The sequence below is a fragment of the Aeromonas sp. FDAARGOS 1410 genome (genome assembly GCF_019048745.1).
GTDB classification, from domain to species: domain Bacteria; phylum Pseudomonadota; class Gammaproteobacteria; order Enterobacterales; family Aeromonadaceae; genus Aeromonas; species Aeromonas jandaei.
The window spans coordinates 4240544-4262036 of sequence record NZ_CP077401.1 but is presented as its reverse complement, the minus strand read 5'-3'; the positions used below and the strand labels follow the sequence as shown (position 1 = coordinate 4262036).

22 protein-coding genes are annotated in these 21493 nt (G+C 61.3%); 7 read left to right on the top strand and 15 right to left on the bottom strand.

The window, feature by feature from the left end; genetic code table 11:
* Positions 1 to 395: 395 nt before the first annotated feature.
* The 9 genes from I6L40_RS19760 to I6L40_RS19720 all read right to left on the bottom strand — a co-directional run bounded on the left by I6L40_RS19760 (position 396) and on the right by I6L40_RS19720 (position 8313).
* Positions 396 to 2024 carry a PAS domain-containing methyl-accepting chemotaxis protein gene (locus I6L40_RS19760; RefSeq protein WP_216994754.1) on the bottom strand — a complete coding sequence of 543 codons (1629 nt, stop codon included), beginning with the start codon at positions 2022 to 2024 and terminating at the stop codon, positions 396 to 398.
* Between the two features lie 270 nt (positions 2025 to 2294).
* A complete protein-coding gene (locus I6L40_RS19755; RefSeq protein WP_216994753.1) occupies positions 2295 to 3167 on the bottom strand; it encodes a TIGR03899 family protein in 873 nt (290 codons plus the stop codon).
* Positions 3168 to 3271: 104 nt separating this feature from the next.
* The gene (locus tag I6L40_RS19750; protein ID WP_071912704.1) at positions 3272 to 3751 is read right to left on the bottom strand and encodes a DUF3299 domain-containing protein; all 480 of its coding nucleotides are present in this window, start codon (positions 3749 to 3751) and stop codon (positions 3272 to 3274) included.
* A 32-nt stretch (positions 3752 to 3783) separates the two neighbouring features.
* Positions 3784 to 5031 carry an ABC transporter permease gene (locus tag I6L40_RS19745; protein ID WP_071912706.1) on the bottom strand — a complete coding sequence of 416 codons (1248 nt, stop codon included), beginning with the start codon at positions 5029 to 5031 and terminating at the stop codon, positions 3784 to 3786.
* Positions 5025 to 5714 carry an ABC transporter ATP-binding protein gene (locus I6L40_RS19740; protein WP_071912708.1) on the bottom strand — a complete coding sequence of 230 codons (690 nt, stop codon included), beginning with the start codon at positions 5712 to 5714 and terminating at the stop codon, positions 5025 to 5027. The genes I6L40_RS19745 and I6L40_RS19740 overlap by 7 nt, the downstream gene beginning before the upstream one ends.
* A gap of 4 nt (positions 5715 to 5718) precedes the next feature.
* Positions 5719 to 6309, bottom strand: coding sequence for a DUF2796 domain-containing protein (locus tag I6L40_RS19735; RefSeq protein ID WP_216994752.1), 591 nt, complete (start codon positions 6307 to 6309; stop codon positions 5719 to 5721).
* A gap of 30 nt (positions 6310 to 6339) precedes the next feature.
* A complete protein-coding gene (locus I6L40_RS19730) occupies positions 6340 to 6639 on the bottom strand; it encodes a DUF2607 family protein (RefSeq protein ID WP_043849910.1) in 300 nt (99 codons plus the stop codon).
* Positions 6640 to 6682: 43 nt separating this feature from the next.
* Complete coding sequence (locus I6L40_RS19725) at positions 6683 to 7225, bottom strand: YtfJ family protein (protein WP_041210236.1); 543 nt, start codon at positions 7223 to 7225, stop codon at positions 6683 to 6685.
* A 209-nt stretch (positions 7226 to 7434) separates the two neighbouring features.
* On the bottom strand, positions 7435 to 8313 hold the full coding sequence (locus I6L40_RS19720; protein ID WP_041210235.1) for a hypothetical protein: 879 nt from the start codon (positions 8311 to 8313) through the stop codon (positions 7435 to 7437).
* Between the two features lie 138 nt (positions 8314 to 8451).
* On the opposite strand from I6L40_RS19720, the gene I6L40_RS19715 reads away from it, so the two are divergent.
* A complete protein-coding gene (locus I6L40_RS19715) occupies positions 8452 to 8802 on the top strand; it encodes a hypothetical protein (RefSeq protein ID WP_071912713.1) in 351 nt (116 codons plus the stop codon).
* A 27-nt stretch (positions 8803 to 8829) separates the two neighbouring features.
* On the opposite strand, the gene ppa is transcribed toward I6L40_RS19715, so the two are convergent.
* The 3 genes from ppa to I6L40_RS19700 form a co-directional block, all read right to left on the bottom strand.
* A complete protein-coding gene (gene ppa / locus I6L40_RS19710) occupies positions 8830 to 9360 on the bottom strand; it encodes an inorganic diphosphatase (RefSeq protein ID WP_005335667.1) in 531 nt (176 codons plus the stop codon).
* 198 nt (positions 9361 to 9558) lie between these two features.
* Complete coding sequence (locus I6L40_RS19705; protein ID WP_071912715.1) at positions 9559 to 11139, bottom strand: DUF3369 domain-containing protein; 1581 nt, start codon at positions 11137 to 11139, stop codon at positions 9559 to 9561.
* Positions 11140 to 11247: 108 nt separating this feature from the next.
* A complete protein-coding gene (locus tag I6L40_RS19700) occupies positions 11248 to 12129 on the bottom strand; it encodes a LysR family transcriptional regulator (RefSeq protein WP_071912717.1) in 882 nt (293 codons plus the stop codon).
* 159 nt (positions 12130 to 12288) lie between these two features.
* Between I6L40_RS19700 and I6L40_RS19695 the strand changes: the two genes are divergently transcribed.
* Complete coding sequence (locus I6L40_RS19695) at positions 12289 to 12693, top strand: SMR family transporter (RefSeq protein WP_083593472.1); 405 nt, start codon at positions 12289 to 12291, stop codon at positions 12691 to 12693.
* Positions 12681 to 13001, top strand: a complete 321-nt coding sequence (locus tag I6L40_RS19690) for an SMR family transporter (protein WP_033113059.1) — start codon at positions 12681 to 12683, stop codon at positions 12999 to 13001. Before I6L40_RS19695 ends, I6L40_RS19690 begins: the two co-directional genes overlap by 13 nt.
* A 69-nt stretch (positions 13002 to 13070) precedes the next feature.
* Here the strand turns inward: I6L40_RS19690 and I6L40_RS19685 are convergent, their stop codons facing one another.
* The 3 genes from I6L40_RS19685 to hrpB form a co-directional block, all read right to left on the bottom strand.
* The gene (locus I6L40_RS19685; RefSeq protein ID WP_071912720.1) at positions 13071 to 13472 is read right to left on the bottom strand and encodes a VOC family protein; all 402 of its coding nucleotides are present in this window, start codon (positions 13470 to 13472) and stop codon (positions 13071 to 13073) included.
* Positions 13473 to 13531: 59 nt separating this feature from the next.
* A complete protein-coding gene (mrcB, locus tag I6L40_RS19680; protein ID WP_041210229.1) occupies positions 13532 to 15850 on the bottom strand; it encodes a penicillin-binding protein 1B in 2319 nt (772 codons plus the stop codon).
* A gap of 73 nt (positions 15851 to 15923) precedes the next feature.
* Positions 15924 to 18371 (bottom strand): ATP-dependent helicase HrpB, encoded by a 2448-nt coding sequence (hrpB, locus tag I6L40_RS19675; protein WP_216994751.1) that lies wholly within the window; start codon positions 18369 to 18371, stop codon positions 15924 to 15926.
* 179 nt (positions 18372 to 18550) lie between these two features.
* On the opposite strand from hrpB, the gene thpR reads away from it, so the two are divergent.
* The 4 genes from thpR (at position 18551) to gluQRS (ending at position 21457) form a co-directional block, all read left to right on the top strand.
* Positions 18551 to 19123, top strand: a complete 573-nt coding sequence (gene thpR / locus I6L40_RS19670) for an RNA 2',3'-cyclic phosphodiesterase (RefSeq protein ID WP_071912935.1) — start codon at positions 18551 to 18553, stop codon at positions 19121 to 19123.
* Positions 19120 to 19863: a DNA/RNA nuclease SfsA gene (gene sfsA, locus I6L40_RS19665; RefSeq protein WP_071912723.1), complete on the top strand. Its 744-nt coding sequence runs from the start codon at positions 19120 to 19122 to the stop codon at positions 19861 to 19863. The genes thpR and sfsA overlap by 4 nt, the downstream gene beginning before the upstream one ends.
* 119 nt (positions 19864 to 19982) lie before the next feature.
* Entirely contained in the window at positions 19983 to 20432 is a 450-nt protein-coding gene (dksA, locus tag I6L40_RS19660; RefSeq protein ID WP_005335644.1) for an RNA polymerase-binding protein DksA, read from the top strand.
* Between the two features lie 110 nt (positions 20433 to 20542).
* Positions 20543 to 21457 carry a tRNA glutamyl-Q(34) synthetase GluQRS gene (gene gluQRS / locus I6L40_RS19655; RefSeq protein WP_216995456.1) on the top strand — a complete coding sequence of 305 codons (915 nt, stop codon included), beginning with the start codon at positions 20543 to 20545 and terminating at the stop codon, positions 21455 to 21457.
* Positions 21458 to 21493: the final 36 nt, after the last annotated feature.

Sequence of the window (21493 nt, the reverse complement as noted above, 5' to 3'; positions counted from 1 at the left end):
CCTGTCTCAATATCTAGTATGTTAGGCTACGCTCTGCGCCAGCCTGCAAAAACCACGCTACCGCCCCTGAATGTCAGCCTCCAGTCTGCTGCTTTTTACCTGCCACATGGTGCTGGTCTGGCTCATGGCTGACTCCGACAAGAGGTTGCCAGGCAGCTATGTTACCGAACGGGGCTGGGGTGAAAAGCGCAAGCGGGCCATTTCCTGAGCAAGATCAACAAACTAATCGGTTACGGGTGGCGATATGTTCGCGCCAGAGCAGTCGCCCATCAGCGCAGGGGGGAATCGGAAGGGGAAAGTGGGAGCATCGCCCTTTTGTTGGCAGACATTAAAAAACCACATGGGCCCAAGGGCCCATGTGGTTTTTCTGCGCTGATTGCTTGTCTTTATCTGGCTTAGCGAACCGGCACCACGCGGGCGGCTGGCATCTCGTAGCGGCTCTGGGTGGCCGGAGCCCCTTTCTGGAACTGGCGTACCAGACGGTTGAGCTCGCTCAGCTGGGTTACCAGCTGGGTGATGCCGTGGACGGCGTGCTGGCTGCCGACGCTGGAGTCATCGGCCAGGGTCTTGATGCTGAGCACGTTGCGGTTGATCTCGTCGGTGACGTGGGACTGTTCCAGCACCGCCTGGGCAATCTGGCCGCTGCCGGAGGCGACCTGCTGCAGCATGTTGTTGATTTGCTGCAGGATGGTGCCGGTGACCGATGCCTTCTGCTGGCAGCTCTCGGCCAGTTGGCAACCCTTCTCCATCGCCTGCTCAGCCTCGCCGGAGCTGTTCTGCAGTTCGGTGATCATCTTCTGGATTTCGCTGGTAGAGGATTGGGTCTTGATGGCGAGCGAGCGGATCTCGTCGGCGACCACCGAGAAGCCGCGACCCGCTTCACCGGCCCGGGCAGCTTCGATGGCGGCATTGAGGGCCAGCAGGTTGGTCTGGTTGGCGATGTTGTTGATGACATCGAGGATGCCGTCGATATCGCGGCAGTGACCGACCAGCGCGCTGATGACTGTTCTGGAGGTGGTCAGTTCGCTGTTCATGCCGGCAACGGCGGCGACGGTTTCGGTGACGCTGTCGTTGCCGCTCTTGAACAGGTCGGCGGTCTCGTCCAGCAGGCTGGAGGAGTCGCTGGAGCTTTGCGATACCTCGCGAATGGACTCGGACATCTCGGTGATGGCGGTCGCTACCTGATTGGTCTCGGCCTGTTGCTGCTGCAGGTTCTCGGTGATGGACTCGGCGTTGCGCAGATCCCCCTCGGCTGCTTGCAGGATCCGGCTGCAGGTCTGCTGGGTGCGGGCCAGCACGGCGTTGAACTCGGCCTGATTCATCACCATCGAGAGCTCGATGGCGGCGATGTTGTCCACCTTGTTGGTGTAGAGCAGCTGCATCAGCGGGTTGTCGAAGCGGCTGCGAGCCATTTTGTTGAGCTTGCCGAGGCGACGGGAGAGGGCGTTGAGGGTGATGGCAGCCACGGCCAGCGGAATGGCGGCCAGGGTCAGTTGCCAGCCCACGGTATGGGCGTAGCCAAAGCTGAGGATGGCGACCAGGCTCAGCAGCAGGCAGAGGTTGATGGCCAGAGTGTGGGAGAAGGTCGGCAGTTTCAGCGCCAGCGGCAGCTTGTCATTGCGCAGGTCGGCATAGATCTTCTCGGCCCGTTGTTTGATCTCTTCACTCGGCGCGGTGCGCACTGACTGGTACTCGACGACCCGGCCATTGGCATCCTTGATGGGGGTGACAAAGGCGCTGACCCAGTAGTGGTCGCCATTTTTGCAGCGGTTCTTCACCGGCCCCATCCAGACTTTGCCCTCTTTGATATGGCTCCACAGATCGCCAAAGGCCTGTTTCGGCATGTCCGGGTGGCGCACCAGATTGTGATGTTCGCCCACCAGCTCGTCCAGCTGGAAGCCGGCAATCTCGCAGAACTCTTCGTTGGCGTAAGTGATACGACTCTCCAGATCCGTGGTGGAGATGAGGCTCTGGTGTTCCGGATAGAGACGTTCGCGTTGGGTAACCGGTTGATTGACTCTCATGGCGTTGCTCCCGAACAGTGGTGGTTGAATTTTGATCTACATCAAGAGTGTGTGCAAAGGATGGGCCATGCTCCATTTTTAATGATTTTTATGTCATTAAAGGGCTGGTGAGCGTGGTAGTAGGGATTTTGTTTTGCAAGTTGCAAAAAAAGGGGGTGGTGAGGGGGGAGCGATCTGCATTTTGCACTTCATTTTGAAGATGAGAGCAATACAGAGCGCCCTATTCGCAAGAAGGGAGGGCTTGCCTCCCCGAGGTATTCAGGAACGGGTTCAGGGATGGCTTGCGGGAGTTGGCTCGGTGGGTGAGGGGGGCTGCTCGCTCGGTTGTTGCTGCACCTCTATCTGCATCCCCTGCACCAGCACGGTTTTCAGATCCTGCAGGTACTCATCCAGCGGCGCATCGGTGAGCAGCTGGGCCAGCTCGTTGCCCACCGGGGTGAGCCGGTAGTAGAGCAGGGTGATGTTGTTCTGCTTGCGCTGTAGCCGCCAGCGCTGGTTGCCGAACTCCAGCTCCACCCCATCGGCGGGCAGCGGGCCGGACTCCAGTTCGCCCTTGTGCAGCAGACCCAGCTCGAACAGCTGCAGCAGGGCGCTATAGGGCAGGCGATATTTGCCGAGCCCCAGCCGGGTTGCCTTGGCGCGGCTCAGCAGGCTGGCTCCCTTGTGCAGCCCCAGCAGCAGGCGCTGCTCGTCGCTGCCCGCATAGTGGCAGGTGAGGGAGCAGATGCGCTGGAACAGCTGGGCTTCGCGCTGGGTCATCTCCTTCAAGGTGGAGAGCGCCCGAATGGAGAAGCGACCTGGGGTGGCGATCTCCAGCGCGAAGATCCGCCCCCACAGCTGCTGCATCGGCACCATGCTGATATCTTCGGCCAGTTGCAGGAAGCGGGTCAGCCAGTCGCTGTCCATCTCGCCGCCAGCGGCGGTCTCTTCGCAGTGACGGGAGGCCATCACCATGATGGCTTCCAGATTGCGCTGGCGGGCGGCCTGATCCGCCAGATGGCGAAAGGTGGCGCGCTGTTCGAAGGTGCTGTCGGTGTTGCGGGTGAGCATGCCATCGATGCCGCGACTGCGGGCCAGACGCAGAGTCTGCTCCTGACTGCTCAGGATCGAACTCTCTTTCTTGGGGGGGGGCAGATCGGCCATGCTGACTCCATTCGCACAGGTGCAGGAGGTGAATGTTACTCCAAGCCAAGTTTGAAGATAACAAAGCGGCCTCCGTGGAGGCCGCTTTTTTTGCAAAGGGAGGATTACTCCTCGTAAACGCTCACCTCCACCGCATCCATGGCGTAGGAGGCGGTGGCCATTTCGTGGCTGGAGCTGACGGTGCGCATCTTGCCTTTGACCCAGATGGCGTCCCACAGGTCATCCACCGGCGCCCCCTTGGGGTAGCTCACATAGACCACCTGATTGGTGGGCGGGGGCGGCACGTGGATGCAGGCGCCAAAGTAGGGCACCAGCAGGAAGGCGGTGATCTTCTTGGCATCCCCCTCCAGCGGTACCACGAAGCCCGGCAGCCGCACATTTTGCTCATCCAGCTTCTTGTTCACGCCACCCACAGGTTGCGGCACCGAGGCAAAGTTGCCGTCATGGTTGATCGGCGGGGGCGGCTGGATCTTCTCCCCCTGCGGGATGAGCACATCCCAGTCGATGGTCTTGTAATCGTCTGCGGCCATGGCGGGCAGCGCCAGCAGGCTGGCGAGCAGCGCCACTATTTTCCACTTCATCATCTGTCCTTCTGTTTCTATTTTTGGGCGTCTCGCTAGACGCGAATACTCATGCCATCGCTCAGGCTGTAGCGGTAGGCGCGAGCGGCGGGGAGCAGGCCGATCACCATGCCCGCCAGCCACACCAGCCCCAGCAACTGCCACTCGTAGGCGCTTGGCAGCCCCAGACTCAGTTGCAGGCCATAGTGGCTGAGCAGCCAGGGGGTAGCAAGCCCCTGCCCGAGGTAGAGCACCGCCACCCCGAACGCGATGCCAACCGTGGTCAGCGCCATCGCCTCCAGCGCCAGCAGCAGGAACAGATGGGCGGGACCCGCGCCGAGGGAGCGCAATATGGCGAGCTCGCGGCGCCGCTCGTTAAGCCCGGCGAGCAAGGTGGTCAGCATGCCGATCAGGCCCGCCACCACCACAAAACCGGCGATGACCGACAGAGCGGTTTCTGCCACGCTCATCAGGCTCCACAGCTCCTGCAGGGCGGCGCCCGGCAGGATCGCCATCAGCGGCTCTCTGGAATAGGTGTTGATGGTGCGTTGCAGCTGGAACGCCAGAATCCGGTTGCTCAACCCCACCATAAAGGCGGTGATGGTTTTCGGGGTGAGATCCTGCGCCAGCGCCTGCTCCGGCGTCACGTTCTTGCTGTGGCGACCGGTATCCCACCCGAGATGGATCGCCTCGATCCCCGCCAGCGGCACATGGATGGTGCGATCGATGGGCGTGCCGGTCGGCGCCAGAATGCCCACCACCTTGAACGGCAGGTTGTCGTGCTGGCTGAACGAGGTGTTGCCGGCGCCGTGGGCGATGACGATGGACTGGCCAAGGTGATAGCCGAGCTTCTCGGCCACCTGGGCGCCGAGTACCGCTTCGAACGGCGTATCGAATGGTCGCCCCTCGCGCAGTTGCAGCGACTGCTGCTGGCCGTACTTCAGGTGGGTGAAGTAGTCGCCGTTGGTGCCGAGCACCCGAAATCCCTTGTGGGAGTCACCGAGGGAGAGCGGGATGGTCCAGGCGATGCCGGGGCGCTGCTTGATGGCCTGATAGGAGTCCCAGCCCACGTTGTTGGTGGGGTTGCCGATGCGAAACACCGAGTAGAGCAGCAGATTCACCTGACCGGAGCGGGCGCCGACGATGAGATCGGTGCCCGAGACGGTATTGGCAAAGCTGTCGCGTGCCTGATTGCGCACCCGCTCCACCCCGAGCAGCAGGGTGACGCTGATGGCGATGGCCAGCAGGGTAAGCCCGGCGGTAAGGCGGCGGGCCCAGAGACTTTGCAGGGCGAGAGTCAGCATGATGCCCTCCGGTTGAGCTGTTGCAGGTTTTCCACCCGCGGGAATAGCGGTTCGAGGTAAGGATCGTGGCTGACGAAGATGAGGGTCGAACCCTGCTTGTCGCACTCCTCGAACAACAGCTTGATAAAGGCGGCCCGGTTATCGGTGTCGAGGGCCGAGGTGGGCTCGTCGGCGATCACCAGTGGTGGCGAGCCGATCAGTGCCCGTGCAGCAGCAACCCGCTGCTGCTGACCGATGCTGAGGGCGTGCACGGGGCGATGCAGTGCTTCGTCCGGCAGTTGCAGCTCTGCCAGCAGGCGGCGCGCCTCCTGTTGTGGCGAGGCTTGCAGCCGACTGCGCTTCTCGGGGGAGAAGGTGAGCGCAGCGGTGACGTTATCCAGCACCGAGAGAAACGGCAGCAGGTTGAACTGCTGGAAGATGTAACCGAGATTGGCCGCCCGGAAGTGGTCACGGGCGCGACCAGAGAGCTGGGCCAGTGGCTGGCCCAGCACCTCCAGGGTGCCGTGGTTGGCGGTCTGGATCCCGGCCAGCAGGCCGAGCAGCGTCGATTTGCCGGAGCCCGACGGCCCCTTGATAAAGACCCGCTCGCCCTTTGCAATGGTCAGGGTGGGCAGGTCGAGTACAACCTCGTGACCCGGCCAGGCAAAGGCCAGATCGCGGATCTCAACCACGGCGTTTTTCATGGCGTTACCAGCTCAGCTTGTTGGCGGACGGGGTCAGTTCGGCTGCGGTCTGGCTGGTGGGCAGGATCCCCTGCACGCTCAGCTTCTCAAGGCTCGGATAGACGCTGAACAGGGTCGCTTCAAGACCGGTGAGTTTGGCCGGGGTAGCGCAGGTGTAGGTATACATGGCGCCCATATCGGCGTGACCCGCTTCGTCATGATCATGGTGGTGCTCATGCTCGCCGCTGGCAGCCTTGTCATGGTCATGGTCATGGTCATGGTCATGGTCGTGATCTTCTTTGGCGGCCTGCAGCTCCTGTTGGGTCAGCTTGCAGCCGGCGGCCGGGTCGAAGCGGAACAGGGTGTCAGGCTGCTGGAGGCGGGCAATGGCCTTGGCATATTGTGCCTTCTCTTCGTCGCTCTTGGCTGCGTGCTCGAAGCCCACCAGATCGGCGGCAGGGGCTTGCAGCTCGATCATCAGCTGGTCGCCATCGACCACCAGATTGAGGTGGCCGTGGCCATGTTCGTGGGCGCCGTGGCTGTGACTTTCGTGTTCATCGTGATTGGCGTGCGCGGCAAAGGTGGCTACCGCCAGCAACAGGGTAACTGCTTTCATCTTGAATCCTTTTAATAACAAAAAGATAACTTAAACAAAGGGATAGATAAAAGCGGAGAGCGGTGGCGCACGGATTGCGTAGCTGTGGGGAGGGGTGGCATCTGCCGAGTGTTGCATGAGTGCAACAACAGGCGTGTCGGCCGTTTTATCAGCGTAACAATATGGGGCAGGGGTGATCGCCTGTTTGCCATCCAGATGGAGGGCACAGACCAGACAGTGGTGGTTGTCGTGACCGGGTAGGGCGGAGTCAAGCTGATGCCGGGCGAGCAGGGGTTGTAGCAACAACCAGCCCAGCAACAGGATCCAGATTTTCAGCTTGATACGACCCATAGACCCTTATGGAAAGGGCGCCATCAGCGCCCTTTCACTCTGATTAGAGATGGGACTTGATGAGCCCCATCACGGTTGCGATGTTGTTGGCATCGAGCTGGCCATCTTTGGCAAACAGCACCTTGCCCTCTTTATCCAGCAGGATGATGGCTGAACTCTCCGGCGCCAGATCCCAGGCGTTGCGCGCCATGCCCTTGGCATCCAGCACCAGTGCGGACCAGGGGAACTCTTTCTTGGTATCTTCGGCGCTGCTCTTCACAAAGCCGGAGGTACCCCAGATAGCGTCATTGCTGTTGATGATGGTGACGGTCTGGTACTTGTCATGGGGCAGATGAGCCGCCTTGATCGCCTCGATCATCGGTGCATTCAGCTCTTTGGCACTGGTGCGACCGGCGATGTGCTGGATCAGGAAGACCTTGCCGGTGAGCGCCTTGCTCTGCCACGGCTGGTAGCTGATCTCCTTGCCGCTGAGTACCAGCTCACCCTTGTCGCTGATATTGACCAGCGGAACCGGGTTCGCTTCCTTGATGTTGCTGGCGAAGGCGAGGCAGGGCAGCAGCGCCAAAGTAAGTACGAGATGTTTCATCCTGATGACACTCCATTTGTTATGTTATAACGAGTTTCAGATTGAGGGAATGGGCGAGCTTCATCCTAAACTGATCGGATCTGTTTAAAAAGTGTTAAATAGAATCGCAATTCGGAAGTGCCACCACCCCGTCGGTTTGACGAGGTGGGCTAGGATGGCATGACATCGATAAAAATCAATGAATTGGCTGCTGGTCTGAGCTCTCGGGTTCAGTAGAGCGGCTGGCTGACGAGGGGGATCCTGGCCAGCGCCATCTGCTGCACCATCAGCGGAGATCCGGTCAGCAATACCTGACGCTGGTTGTTGATCATCAGGGTATCGCCCTTGAGGCCGCTGTCGGCGGTGATGGCGAGCCAGGCGGGCGAGACACTGCCGATGCTGATATCGGGATAAATGATGCTGAGCACATATTGCGGCGCCAGCTCTGCCAGCAGGCTGGCCATCAGCAGCGCCTTCTCGTCGCTGTCGGCCTTGTTCTCCTGCAGCGCCTGCAGCGGAGGGGCGAAGTGATCCATCTGCTCGGGCTGGGTCGGGATGGCGTTCAGCCACTCCTGCAGCAGGCTGACGCTGGTGGCGAGATCCTTGGCGGCAAACTGGCGGGCCAGCGGCTTGAGGGAGTCCTTGAAGTGGTAGAAGAGCCGCGAGTAGTCGGGCCGCACGCAGGGTAGCTTGCGATTGGAGGGATGCACGCAGGGCACCACCATCATCTGGTAGAAGGCATCATCCTGATACTGCTGGTACGCCTGCCAGAAAAGTTGCGACTCCATGCTGTCATCGTGCAGGGTGAAGGCCTGCTCCAGCGAGCGAAACTTGGTAGCGGTCTCGGGGCTGTACTGATTGATGAGATTGATGCTGTTGTAGAGCCTGGGTCCGATGTAGGCGTACAGGGTCTCCAGCGGCTTGGTGAGGGAGGCATCGAGCAGTTGCATCTCGTGCTGGCTCGCTGCCAGGGTCTGGTCATCTGTGGTCAGCTGAAAGTGCTGGTGCTGGCCGCCCGGCGATTGCCACTGCCAGCTCATCTGGATCTCGCTGGCATGAGCGGTGGTAGAGAGGGTCAAAGCGAGCAACAGCGCGGCGATTGGCTTCATGGCGGTGTTTCCTGCCGGGGATGATAATTAACAACTAGGTGAGACGGGGCCAGTTTGGCGATGTTTCGTTTTGTGAACCGGATAACAGACTGATGTGGCTTTAAATTTAATTGTGGAAAAAAGTCACGAGGAGGGGTTATGAAGCTGTGGCTCTTGGGATGGCTGGTGGCGGTGAGCCTGCCTGCAGTGGCGGGGCCTGTCATCGTCAGCAAGGGAGATGACGGGATCGATGCCTTTGCTCTGCGCGACAAGCTGGCGCGCGAACATGAGTGGCAGGAGTGGTTGCGCTTCCAGCAGGCCATCAAGTGGCTGGAGGTGCTGCCGGTCAATTGCGAGCTGGTGAGTCAGAAGGAGGGAGGGTATCGCTGCGGGAGCGATTACTACCGTCCCTACCAGCAGCAAGATGGTCGTGAAATATATATTCAGGGGGATCCTGCTGGCGAAACGCCCCCAAATTTGTCGCAACAGCCCACTAAAAAGGCGCCATAAGGCGCCTTTTTCATCTGCGGGTTGCGCTTACTTGGCAGCGTAACGCTCGGCAGAGGTTTTGATCTCGGCTTCGGCAGCGGCCTTGTCGCCCCAACCTTCAACCTTGACCCATTTGCCTGCTTCCAGCTCTTTGTAGCGCTCGAAGAAGTGCTGGATCTGTGCTTTCAGCAGTTCCGGCAGATCGTTCACATCCTGAATGTGGTCGTACTGCTTGGTCAGCTTGGAGTGCGGTACGGCAACGATCTTGGCATCTTCGCCAGATTCGTCGGTCATCTTCAGCACGCCAACCGGGCGGCAGCGGATGACGGAGCCCGCCAGCAGCGGGTAGGGGGTCGGAACCAGTACGTCGACGGGGTCACCATCCAGCGAGAGGGTCGCGTTCACATAGCCGTAGTTGCACGGATAGAACATCGGGGTGGACATGAAGCGATCCACGAAAATTGCGCCGCTATCCTTGTCGACTTCGTATTTGATCGGGTCGGCATTCTGCGGGATTTCGATGATGACGTAGATATCGTCGGGCAGGCTCTTGCCGGCCGGTACCAGGTTCAGGCTCATGATATTTCCTTGGTTTTAATATCGGGTTTGCAGGCCGACATTATAGCGATGTGATGTTAAATGACCATATTTCAGCAGATATCGCCGCCAAAGAGAGGGGATGTTTATCGCAGGGGGAGAGTAGGTGTGCGCAAAATGCAACAAATTGGCTGTTTTGATGCCATACCGGTGGGTTGCGTCACCGGTATGGCATGAGATTCAGAGCGAGTAGGGAAGCCGCGATTCGTTGACCAGTCGGGCGAGGGCAGCCACGACATGGGGGTCAAACTGGGTGCCGGAGCGCGACTGGATGTACTCCATGGTTTGCTCCAGCGTCCAGGGCTCCTTGTAGGGGCGTTTGCTGAGCAGGGCATCGAACACATCGACCACCGCCACAATCCGCGCCGAGAGCGGTATCTGCTGGCCAGCCAGCCGTTCGGGGTAACCCTTGCCGTCAAAATGCTCGTGGTGGCCACGGGCAATCTCGGCTCCGAGCGACAGGTAGCTGGTACCTTCCACCATTTCGCCCGCCTTGTGCAGTATGTTGGCGCCAATGCCGGCATGCTGCTCCATGATGGCCCGCTCGTCGGGATCGAAACGTCCCGGCTTGTGCAGGATATGGTCCGGTGTGCCCACCTTGCCCACATCGTGCAAGATGGAGGCCATGCCGATCATCTCGATAAACTCGGGGGTGAGCTGCTCGGGGTAGGCGGCCATCTGCTGCAGCTCTTCCACCAGAGCATCGGATAGCTTCTGGACCCGCAAGACGTGTTCGCCGGTGTCCGAGTCGCGGAACTCTGCCAGTGCAGCCAGCGCCACAACAGTCGCCTCCTGGGCACGCAGCAGCTGGTTGTAGAGATAGAGGTTGTCGTAGGCGGCGGAGATACGTTGGCAGAACACATCCAGCAGGTCGCACTCGAGGGGGTCGAGGGGCTGGGTGGGGGTAAAGCTCAGTACGAATTCCCGGCCATTCTGGGCGGCGATATAGAGCGAGTCCTGCGGGTGTTCAAAGCGGTTGCAACGGGCTGCCAGCGCCTTGGTCACCGACTCGTTGAGGGTCGGGAAGTCGGTAAGACTCCCCTGACTCAGCAGGGTTTCATAGTCACCGGTAGCCGCCAGGATCTCCAGTTTCTGCTCGCCCGGGCGGCGTTCGGCACAGATGGCACCCTCGGTACCGACGTCCAGAATCGCGCTGATCTGTTTGAGCACACCGGAGGCAAACTCCTTGAGCGAATGGAGATGGTAAAGGTCTCCGGCCCCTTCCAGGATCTTGCCAAGACCTTGCCGGCTCTTGTCGATGGCACTCAGCGTTTCATACGAGCGCAGGGAGGCTATGACGGTGGTGTAGAGCTTCTGTACCGTCAGCTCGGTCTTGGTCTTGTAGTCGTTGATATCGTAATCGAGGATCACCCGCTGCTCCGGTGCTTGGCCGGGTTGGCCGGTCCGCAACACGATGCGCACCAGCGAGTTGCGCATTTCGTTGCGGATCCTGTGCACCAGCCGCAGGCCGGCGTCTTCGGTTTCCATCACCACATCGAGCAGGATCAGGGCTATTTTGGGATTGGCCTCCAGCATAGTGGCGGCTTCAGCACCGCTGTAAGCATTGAGCAGTTCGAGCGGGCGGGATTTGTACTGAATATTGGAGAGGGCAAGCCGGGTGGCATGATGAATGTCGGGCTCATCATCCACGATCAGCACCTGCCAGGGGTTGAGTGCCTTGGGGATTACGACTTCTTCGTCATCGAGTTCGATGATGTCGTCATCCAGCCAAATGTCGTCCTTGTCTTGGGCACTGCTCATATCGGTTACGCCTCCGGCGTTCAATGAGTATGTAAACAGTATGCACGATCATGCTCGGTAGACGCATCAGCTTAAATGCAGATCGTGAACTTGCTCCGTGACTTTCATCTATTCGAATGGTTCCAGATATGTCTGGATTGAGCGCTTCAACCAGGCCAGCGCCTTGCCGTGATAGGCGTTCTGCGCCAGATAGACCCCGTAATCCCGCCACTGCAGGCTGAACTTGTGTTTCAGTGTCAGTAGCGACCCCTGCCTCAGCTGACTCTGTATGAGAGGCGAGGGGAGCACCGCCCAGCCAAGTCCGTCCAGCACCGCATTGCGCATCAACTCGAAGCTGGAGAGACCGATATGCTTGCCACCCACTGGCAGCAGGCTTTTTACAGAAAACTCATCCACATAGGAGAGTGTGACCTGAGTGTGATCGGTGAGATCCTGCTGCACCACTCGCTTCAGGGCCGCCAGCTGGTGGTTGGGGGCAACCACCATCAAGGTACGGATCGGGTTGAGCAGATCGATGTGGAGGCCGCTGCGCTCCTGATCTTCGGTAATGAGGCCGAAAGCGGCATCGACAAATCCCTCCTCGACCAGCGCGGGCAGCTCGGGCGGGGAGGCGAGCACCAGCGAGATGCTGGTACCGGGAAACTGGCTGTGCAGTCCAGCCAGCATCTCGCGCCATACCTGTTCGGGGATAGCGTCATCGCGGGCGATCCGCAGTGCCACTTCGGCCCCCGAAGCGTAGTGCTCGCATTTCTGTTGCAGGCTGTTGGCGGCCTGCAGCAGGCGGGTGCAGTCATCCAGCACCAGCTCGCCGATTTCGGTCAGCCGACTCTGGTTGGCACCGCGTTCAAAAAGTTCGACGCCAAGCTCGACTTCAAGAGCCGCTATGGCGGTACTGACTGCGCTGCGGCTTTTGCCAAGGCGGCGGGCAGTGCTGGCGATGGAGCCACTATTGGCAGACTCGACAAAGAGTTCTATCTGATAAAGCTTCATGGTTTACGGCATATGACACAGTGATCCCATCTTCACCTTACCCTGCCCCCGACTGACAAGGCAAACGAGTAGCGTCGATATTATCGACGCTCAGCGACTCCCGCCGGAGAGAAGACCCGAGCTACCATCTCTCCCGTCGCAGCAACAAAAGGAAAATTTATGTTATTCAGTCGCATGGTTTTAGCTCGAATATTTTTGACGGGCGCCATAGTGACCGAGGTGGCAGGCACCTCGAGTATGGCGATGATCCCCGAGAACGATGCCGGATGGCTCAACTATTTGCCGATGTGGGTGCTGATTTCGCTCTCGTATCTGCTACTGGCCAAAGCCGCCAAAACAATCTCCATTGGTATTGCCTTTGCGTTGTGGGAGGGGCTGGGGATTGCGCTGATCACCGTCGTCTCCGTGATGTTCCTCGACTACAACCTGAGTGCTCAGGAGTTGATTGGTCTGGGGCTGGCGATAGTGGGTATTGTTATGGTGACCATGGGGGAGTGCCACGATGAGCCGACAAGTGCTCACGGTGACACCCGCAATGGCGAGGAGGTTGTATGCACCCGTTAATCATCGTTTTTGGCGCAGCGCTGCTGGATATCGGCGCCAACATGGCGATCAACCGCTCGGTCGGCTTTCGCTACAAGAGGTGGGGTTTCCTCGGCATCCTGCTGGTGCTGATGGCCTTTACCCTGCTCTCCGAGGCGGTTAGCGGTGGCAAGATCGACCTGGCCGTGGCCTACGCGACCTGGGGTGCCATCGGTATTCTCGGTACTGCGCTGGGTGGCTTGCTCATCTTCCGCGAGCGCCTCAAGCCCATCGGCTGGGCCGGCATGATGGTGATGGCACTGGCTGTCGCCATGCTGACCACCGCCTGATAAAACGCCAGCAATAAATAAAAAAGCCGCCCGGTTCGCCGGGCGGCTTTTTGTTTGGCCGATGCGGACTCAGCGCGGCGCTTCGTAGAGCTCCAGCGGCAGGCCGTCGGGGTCAGCGAAAAAGGTGAAGCGCTTGCCGGTCAGCTCATCCACCCGCACCGGTTCCACTGCGACTTGGTGGGCATGCAGATGGGTGATGACGCGGTCAAGGTCGCCGACCCGAAAGGCCAAATGACGCAGGCCGCATGCCTCTGGCGTAGAGGGGCGCTTGGGCGTAATGGGGAAGCTGAACAGCTCCAGCTGACTGCCATCCGGCAGGGCCAGATCCAGTTTCCACGACTGGCGCGCCTCGCGCAGGGTCTCCGAAATGATGGGGAGCCCCAGCACCTCGTGATAGAAGTGGCGCGAGCGAGCGTAATCGCTGGCGATGATGGCAACGTGGTGGATGGCCTCAAACAGCGGCTGGTTCATGGTGACTCCTTGTAAGCGGGTTGGCGAGACGGGCAGCCCGGGCTACCCGTCTCCCTCGGTCAGTTGAAGAATCCGCCGAACCAGTCGTCCAGCGCGCTGCGTGGCGTACCCGGGCTGCTGCAGCTGGTCGGTGAGCCCATGGTCGATACCTTGGCCGGCACCTGCAGGCTGCCCGGGCAGTCGCTGGTGACCCGGGTGCCACTGGTACGAGAGAAGTTGGCCCAGGTAACCCCTTCCGGGATCTGCAGGCTCAGGCTGTTGACGCCGCGCTGGCTCATGTAGCCGGTAAACAGCTGCAGGGCGCCGCTGGCACCGGTGAGACCTGCCGGGGTGTTGTCATCGCGGCCGACCCAGATGCTGACCAGCTCATTGTTGTCGAGCCCGGTAAACCAGGAGTCGCGCAGCTCGTTGGTGGTGCCGGTCTTGGCCGCCATGGTGGCGCCCGGGAACTTGGCACCCAGCGAGCGTGCCGTCCCCTGACTCACCGTCTTGGTCATGGCGAACAGGGTGAGCCAGCTCGCCTGACTGTCGGTGACCCGTTTGGCGGTTTGATCATGCTGATAGAGCAGGCTGCCATCCCCCTTGACCACGGCGCGGATCGCCGACAGCGGCTGGGTAAGACCCTGATTGGCGATGGGCAGGTACATCTGGTTCACCTCCATCGGCGAGAGCGCAACGGCCCCCAGCACCAGCGACGGATAGGGCTGGATCTCCTGCTGCACCCCCAGCTTGTGCAGGGTGTCGACCACCTTCTCCAGCCCCACCTGCAGACCAAGATTGACGGTCGGCACGTTGAGGGAGCTGGCCAACGCATCCATCAGCGGCACACTCTGGCGGAACTTGCGATCGTAGTTCTGCGGTGTCCAGACCTGACCATCCTGACCGCGAATGCGGATCGGCTGATCTTTGAGCGGGGTCGCCAGGGTCAGGCCGTTGGAGAGGCCGGTCAGGTAGACCGCTGGCTTCACCAGCGAACCGATCTGGCGGCGGGCATCGAGCGCCCGGTTGAAACCGGCGTAGCGAGGATCGCGACCACCGACCAGTGCCACCACTTCGCCCTTGTGCCAGTCAGAGACCACCATGGCGGCCTCCAGCTTCTTCTTGCCGCGCAGTTTTTCGATGTCGGCGAGGCCAGAAGCGACCGCCTGCTCGGCGGCATGCTGGGCGATGGGGTCGAGGCTGGTGAAGATCTTGAGGCCGGACTGTTTGAGCAGATCCGGGCCGAAGCGGCTCTGGATCTCGCGCTTGAGCAGCCCCATGAAGGCCGGGGTGCGGCCGTAGCTCATCTGGCCGCGGGCGATGATGCCGAGCGGCTGCTTGCTGGCCAGATCATATTCGGCCTGGGTCAGGCTGCCGTGATCCATCAGCAGTTTCAGTACCAGATCGCGGCGCACCTTGGCCCGATCGGGGAAGCGCCAGGGATCGTAATAGGAGGGGCCTTTTACCAGACCGACCAGCAGGGCGACCTGATCGATGTCCAGCTCGTTGACCGGAATGCCGAAGTAGAAGTAGGAGGCGAGGCCGAAGCCATAGACCCCTTGCGAGAAGTTCTGCCCCAGATAGACCTCGTTGAGGTAGGACTCCAGGATCTCGTCCTTGCTATAGCGGTAGTCGATCAGCACTGCCATGTAGGCTTCCTGCAGTTTTCGCCACAGGCTGCGCTCACGGGTCAGGAAGAAGTTCTTGGCCAGCTGCTGGGTGAGGGTACTCCCCCCCTGCACGGTGCGGCCGGCGATCAGGTTGGCAAACATGGCGCGCATGATGGCGATGGGAGAGACGCCGCCATGCTGATAGAAGTCGCGATCCTCGGTGGTGAGCAGGGTCACCAGCAGGCTGTCCGGTACCTCGGCGAGGCGCACCAGCAGGCGATCTTCCCGATCTTCGGTGTTGAGGCGATCGAGCAGCACCGGGTCCATCTGGGCGTAACCGAGCTGGCGCTGGTTCTCCAGCGACTGGATCCCCTCGAGGCGCGGGCCGTTGAAGGTGAGGCGCAGGCCGCGGGCACCATCGGTGCCATCGTAGAAGGCAAATGGTCGGCGAATAAGCTCGATGCGGTTGCCGATGATGGTGTATTCACCCGGGGTATGGGGCTGGCGCACCTGCTTGTAGCTCAGCATGTTGAGCTCGCGCAGCATCTGGTCGCGCGACAGGCGCTGACCCGGATAGAGCTCCAGCGGACGGCTGTAGACCATCACCGGCAGCTGCCACTTCTCGCCGTCAAATCGCTCGCGCACCTGGGTATCGAGGTAGATGCCAAACACCACCATGAAGGCCGCTACCACCAGCGAGAGCTTGAAGCCAAGCCAGAACAGCTTGCGCCAGATGGTACGCTTGGGTGGCGCTTTCTTGGGGGCGCGCTTGCGTCGTTGGGTTGCCATAAATCCTCTTTGCTTTCCTTTCTACTTGTTATGTCGCATTCGCGAACGTCCGATCGGGCCTGGCCAATCGAACCTAGATACCCATCTTCTTCTTGGTGACTCTGGTCGGCATCGCCTCCAGCGGATTGTCCGGCCAGTAGTGGCGGGGATAGCGCCCCTTCATCTCTTTTTTCACCTGCTCGTAGGAGCCAGCCCAGAAAGCGGCCAGATCGGCGGTGATCTGCAGCGGTCGCTGGGCGGGGGAGAGCAGCTCTACAACCAGCGCCACCCGACCATCGGCCACGCAGGGGGTTGCCGCCTGACCGAACATCTCCTGAATTCGCACCGGGATCACCGGTGCCTGCCTCGGCTGATAGCGGATCCGTACCCGGCTGCCGGTCGGTGCCGTAAAGTGGCCGGGCAGTGCCTCGTCCAGCCTTTTGGGCAGTGGCCAGGGCAGAGATTGGCGCAGGATGTCGCTCATATCGAGCTTTTTCAACTGCTCCAGCCGGGTCATGCCGCTCACCGCCGGCAGCAGCCACTGTTCGAGGGTAGCCAGCAGGCTGTCGTCATCCATGGCTGGCCACTCCTCATCGGGCAGCCAGTCGCGGGCGCAGCGCAGACGGGCCAGCAGCCCTTCGCTGCTCTCGTCCCACGGCAGCACATGCAGCCCCTTGCGGCGGATGCCCTGCAGCAGGCAGCGCCCCTTCTGCTCATCCGAAAGATCTGTCAGCGGTCGCTGGCTCAGCACCAGCTCGCCGATCACCTGCTGGCGCTCGGCTCGCACCCGCTCCTCACGCTCGTCCCAGTCGAACCACTGCCGCTCGCTTACCAGCTCTGGCAGCAGGCGCGCCAGCTCATCCAGCTCTATCGGTTCGGCGATAAAGATGCGGCTGCCGCGCTCGTTCTGGCCCATCTCCACCGCAATCAGCGCACTCTGGCCCTGACAGGGGTGACCCTCGTTCAGATCGCAGCTCACCCCGCCACTGAGCTGGTAACGGCTGCCGCTGCGCAGCTTGCCGATGCGATCCGGCCAGGCAAGGGCGCAGAGCAGCCCGAGCCACTGACCCTGTGGATTGGCCGGGCGCACGCCAAGCCGTTCAAACCAGCGGGCCGCACTCTGGCGCAGGGCTCCCTGACGGCGGTGGAACAGCACCGAGAGGCGCTCCGATCCTCGCAGATCTTCTTCCAGCAACGCCACCAGATATGCGGCATCGGCGACAATCCCTGTCAGACCTTCAGCTTCCAGCTCGCGGGCGCGCAGCAGCATGCGGGCGAGCCGGGGATGGGTACCGAAGGCCGCCATGGCGCGGCCAGCCGGGGTAAGTTGTTGCTCACCCTCCGGCTTCATGGCGCCGAGGGCGACCAGCAGCCGCTGGGCGCTGGCGACGGCCGCGGCCGGCGGCATATCGAGCAGCGGCAGATCTTCCACCTTTGCCCCCCACTGGGCGGCGTCCAGCAGAAGACCGGTCAGCTCCTGAGTGAGGATGTCGGGCGGACTCTGCTCGGCGAGCCGCTCCTGCACCTCGCTGCTCCAGAGCCGGTAGCAGACGCCGGGGCCAAGGCGGCCGGCACGGCCCGCCCGCTGGGTGGCGGAGGCTTTGGCGATGGGGCGGGTCTCCAGTCGGGTGACGCCGCTTTTCAGATCGAACGAGGCACGCCGCTCCAGCCCGCTGTCGATCACGACAGAGACGCCTTCGATGGTGAGGGAGGTCTCCGCCACATTGGTGGTGAGCACCAGCTTACGGCGGCCCGCAGGTGCCGGCTCGATGGCCGCTTGCTGGGCTGCCATGTCGAGGCGGCCGTAGAGGGGGGTGAGGGTCACATCATCCGGCAGCCGTCCTTCCAGCCAATGTGCCAGCCGTTCGATCTCTCCCTGTCCCGGCAGAAAGACCAGCAGGCTGCCAGCTTGCCCGGCCAGCGCTTCGAGCACCACGGCGCCGACTTGCGGCTCCAGCCACTGCTGGCGATTGGCGGGGCGATAGTGGTAGTCGATGGGAAAGCCGCGCCCTTCCGAGCGGATCACCGGTGCATCCGGCAGCAACTTTTCCAGCGCCATGCCATCCAGAGTGGCGGACATCACCAGGAGCTTGAGGTCATCGCGCAACCCCTGCTGGCTCTCGATGGCGAAGGCCAGCGCGGTATCGGCATGCAGGCTGCGCTCGTGGAACTCGTCGAAGATGACCAGCGAGACGCCGCCGAGCTCGGGATCCTGCTGCAACATCCGGGTCAGCACCCCCTCGGTGACGATCTCGAGCCGGGTCGCGGAGCTGGTGCGGCTCTCGCCGCGCACCCGCAGGCCGATGTGCTCGCCCACCTTCTCCCCGAGCTGGCGCGCCAGAAAGCTGGCGATATTGCGCGCCGCCAGCCGTCTTGGTTCCAGCATGATGATGCGGCCGGGCAGCCGGTTCTGGCGTACCAGCTCCAGCGGCAGCAGGGTCGATTTGCCCGCGCCGGGGGGCGCCTGCAGGATCACGCTGCTGTGGCGGTCGAGGGCGGCAAAGAGTTCGGGCAGCACCGAAACGATGGGGAGTGGGGACAAAACGATCAACACCTTCTGTTGCAACCGGTAAAACGGCGCCTATTCTGCCACAGCCAGCCCGGCCACCGTGAGCAGATGTAGGGGAGCAGATGGCCCTCGGCCCGGATGGCGAGACAGGAGGAGATGGCTGCCATAGAATGGGCCACCCTCTCTGTCTGGAAAAAGGCATTTTCACCCGAATGGCCAAACTCTTCTTTGCCCTGCCCGTCGGGGAGCTCGCTCCCGAACTCATCAGCTGGCGTGATCAACGCCCCTGGCCCGGTCAGCCGGTGCCGCAAGCCAATCTTCACCTCACCCTTGCCTTCCTCGGTGAAGCGGACGAGGTGACCACCCGCCGCCTGATTGCCGCCGTTGAGCGCCAGCACTGTCCGCCTCTCACCATCAGGCTGGACGAGACCGGCTGGTTCAGCCGCGCCAAGGCTGGCTGGGTTGGCCCGAAGGAGTGGCCCAACGAGCTGACCGTGCTGGCGAAGGCGCTGCGGCGTCACGGCGAGAAGCTGGGACTTGGCAATGGCGAGCAGGGTTATCGCCCTCACGTCACCCTGTCGCGCAAGGCGGGCGAGGCGCCAGCCACCCTGCCGGCTCCCGATTTTCTGCTTAAGGCCGATCAATTTTGTCTCTATGAGTCGATCTCGACCCCGGACGGGGTGCGCTACCAGCCGCTCGCCTGCTGGCCGCTGCGGGCCAGAGCCAGGGATGAGGGAACTCGGGATGAGTGGGACAACGAACAGGCGCGGAGGGCGAACCCGTGATATTCGAGCCCCCGCTGCAATCCGGGCAGCTTGTTGCCCGCTACAAGCGCTTTCTGACCGATGTCGAACTGGCCAATGGCGAGGTGATCACCATCCACTGCGCCAACACCGGCGCCATGACCGGCTGCGCCGATCCGGGCACCCGGGTCTGGTATTCGACCTCCGACAACCCCAAGCGCAAGCTGCCCCATAGCTGGGAGATCGCCGAGAGCCCGGCCGGCCACTTTATCTGCGTCAACACCGCGCGCGCCAACCAGATCGCCCGGGAGCTTATCGAGCAGGGTGCCATCGCACCGCTGTGCGGCTATGCCAGATTGCGCACCGAGGTGAAATATGGCGAAGAGAACAGTCGCATCGACCTCTTGCTGGAAGATGAGAAGAGGGGCAACTGTTACATCGAGGTAAAATCGGTCACCCTGCTCGACGAGCGGGAAGATGCCGGCATGGGCTACTTCCCCGATGCGGTAACTGCCCGTGGCGCCAAGCATTTACGTGAATTGATGGCCATGAAAGCGGCAGGTCACAGAGCCGTGCTGCTATTTATGGTGTTGCACTCCGGAATAAGCCGGATGCGCCCTGCAGCGCACATAGATCCGCACTATAGTCTGCTAATTGAACAGGCAATTGCGGCGGGGGTTGAAATTTTATGCTATCGGCCCCATGTTGGGGTGCAAGGCATGGTGGCACAAGGATTTATCCCGTTTGAATCCAGCCACCTGTTACCCGAGGGGAGTTCATAAATATTGGAGTGGGTAACATTATTGGTACGGCTCGTTTGCTTACCCGTTACCCTTCTGCTATAGATGTCGCCCTCAATTTATGGATGGCACGGGTAGCGTGCTGAATTAGGAGACAGGGCATGCCAACAGGCGAAAACAGGAAATCTCTGGGCCCCCTGGCCATTGCGGGTGTCGCGCCTTACCAGGAAAAGCCGGGTGAGGAGTACATGAATGACCAACAGAAGGCGCATTTTCGCAAGATCCTGGGTGCCTGGCGCAACCAACTGATGCAGGAAGTTGACCGCACCGTTGATCACATGAAGGACGAGGCTGCCAACTTCCCGGATCCCGTGGATCGTGCCGCGCAGGAAGAGGAGTTCGCTCTCGAACTGCGTACCCGCGATCGTGAACGCAAGCTGATCAAGAAGATCGAGAAGACCTTGCAGCTGCTGGAAGATGACGACTTCGGTTACTGCGAGCACTGCGGTATCGAAATCGGTATCCGCCGTCTGGAAGCCCGTCCGACAGCCGACCTCTGTGTCGACTGCAAGACGCTGGCCGAGATCAAGGAAAAGCAGATGGCCGGTTGATACCGACCCGCTGCAATATGAAAAAGGGAGCTTGCGGGCTCCCTTTTTTATTGAGCTTTTGGGCGGGGCGTCCCAAAATGCGCCTCACTGAACTGCTTATCCGAACCGTCATGGCTGTGAATACCCCTTCCTCCCCCCAAATTCGCCCCTATGTGGGCCGCTTTGCGCCGTCCCCTTCCGGCCCGCTCCACTTCGGTTCGCTGATTGCGGCCCTCGGCAGCTTTTTGCAGGCCAGAGCGCAACAGGGGCGCTGGTTGGTGCGCATCGAGGATATCGATCCGCCGCGGGAGATGGCGGGGGCGGCCGACCTTATTCTCAAAACCCTTGAGGTATACGGTCTTGAGTGGGATGGCGAGGTGATGTTCCAGAGCGCGCGCCACGGCCGCTATGACGAGATCATCGACCAGCTCTACCGGGCGGGCGATCTCTACTGGTGCCGCTGTACCCGGCGCGAAATCATGGCGAGCGGTGGCTTTTACAATGGCCACTGCCGCACTTTGGGGCTGACGGCAGAGGGCTCGGCCGCCCGCTTGCGCCAGCACCATCCGGTCTACCACTTCGATGACCGGTTGCAGGGCCATATCGCGGTGCCGGCGGCGCTCGCCGAGGAGGATTTCATCATCCGCCGCCGCGACGGGCTCTACGCCTACAACCTGGCGGTGGTGGTGGATGACATGGACAGCGGCATCACCGAGATAGTGCGCGGCGCCGACCTGCTGGAGCCGACGGTGCGTCAGATTGCCCTCTACCAGACCCTGGGGGCAGCGGTGCCGGACTGGGTGCATCTGCCGCTGGCGGTACAGGCCGATGGCAACAAGCTCTCCAAGCAGAACCATGCGCCGGCGCTGGCGCTGGCGCTGGATGAGGTGCGCCCGGCCCTGTGGCAGGCGCTGCACTTCCTCGGTCAGTGCCCGCCGCCGGAGCTGATGGCAAGCCGGATCGACGAGATCATCAGCTGGGGCATCGCCCACTGGCAGCTGGCCCGGGTGCCCGCCAGCGAGAAGATCCCGTTGGTTGCCGGCTAAATCTGGCAGTCAAAGCCAAAAGCAAGGTGACAAGGT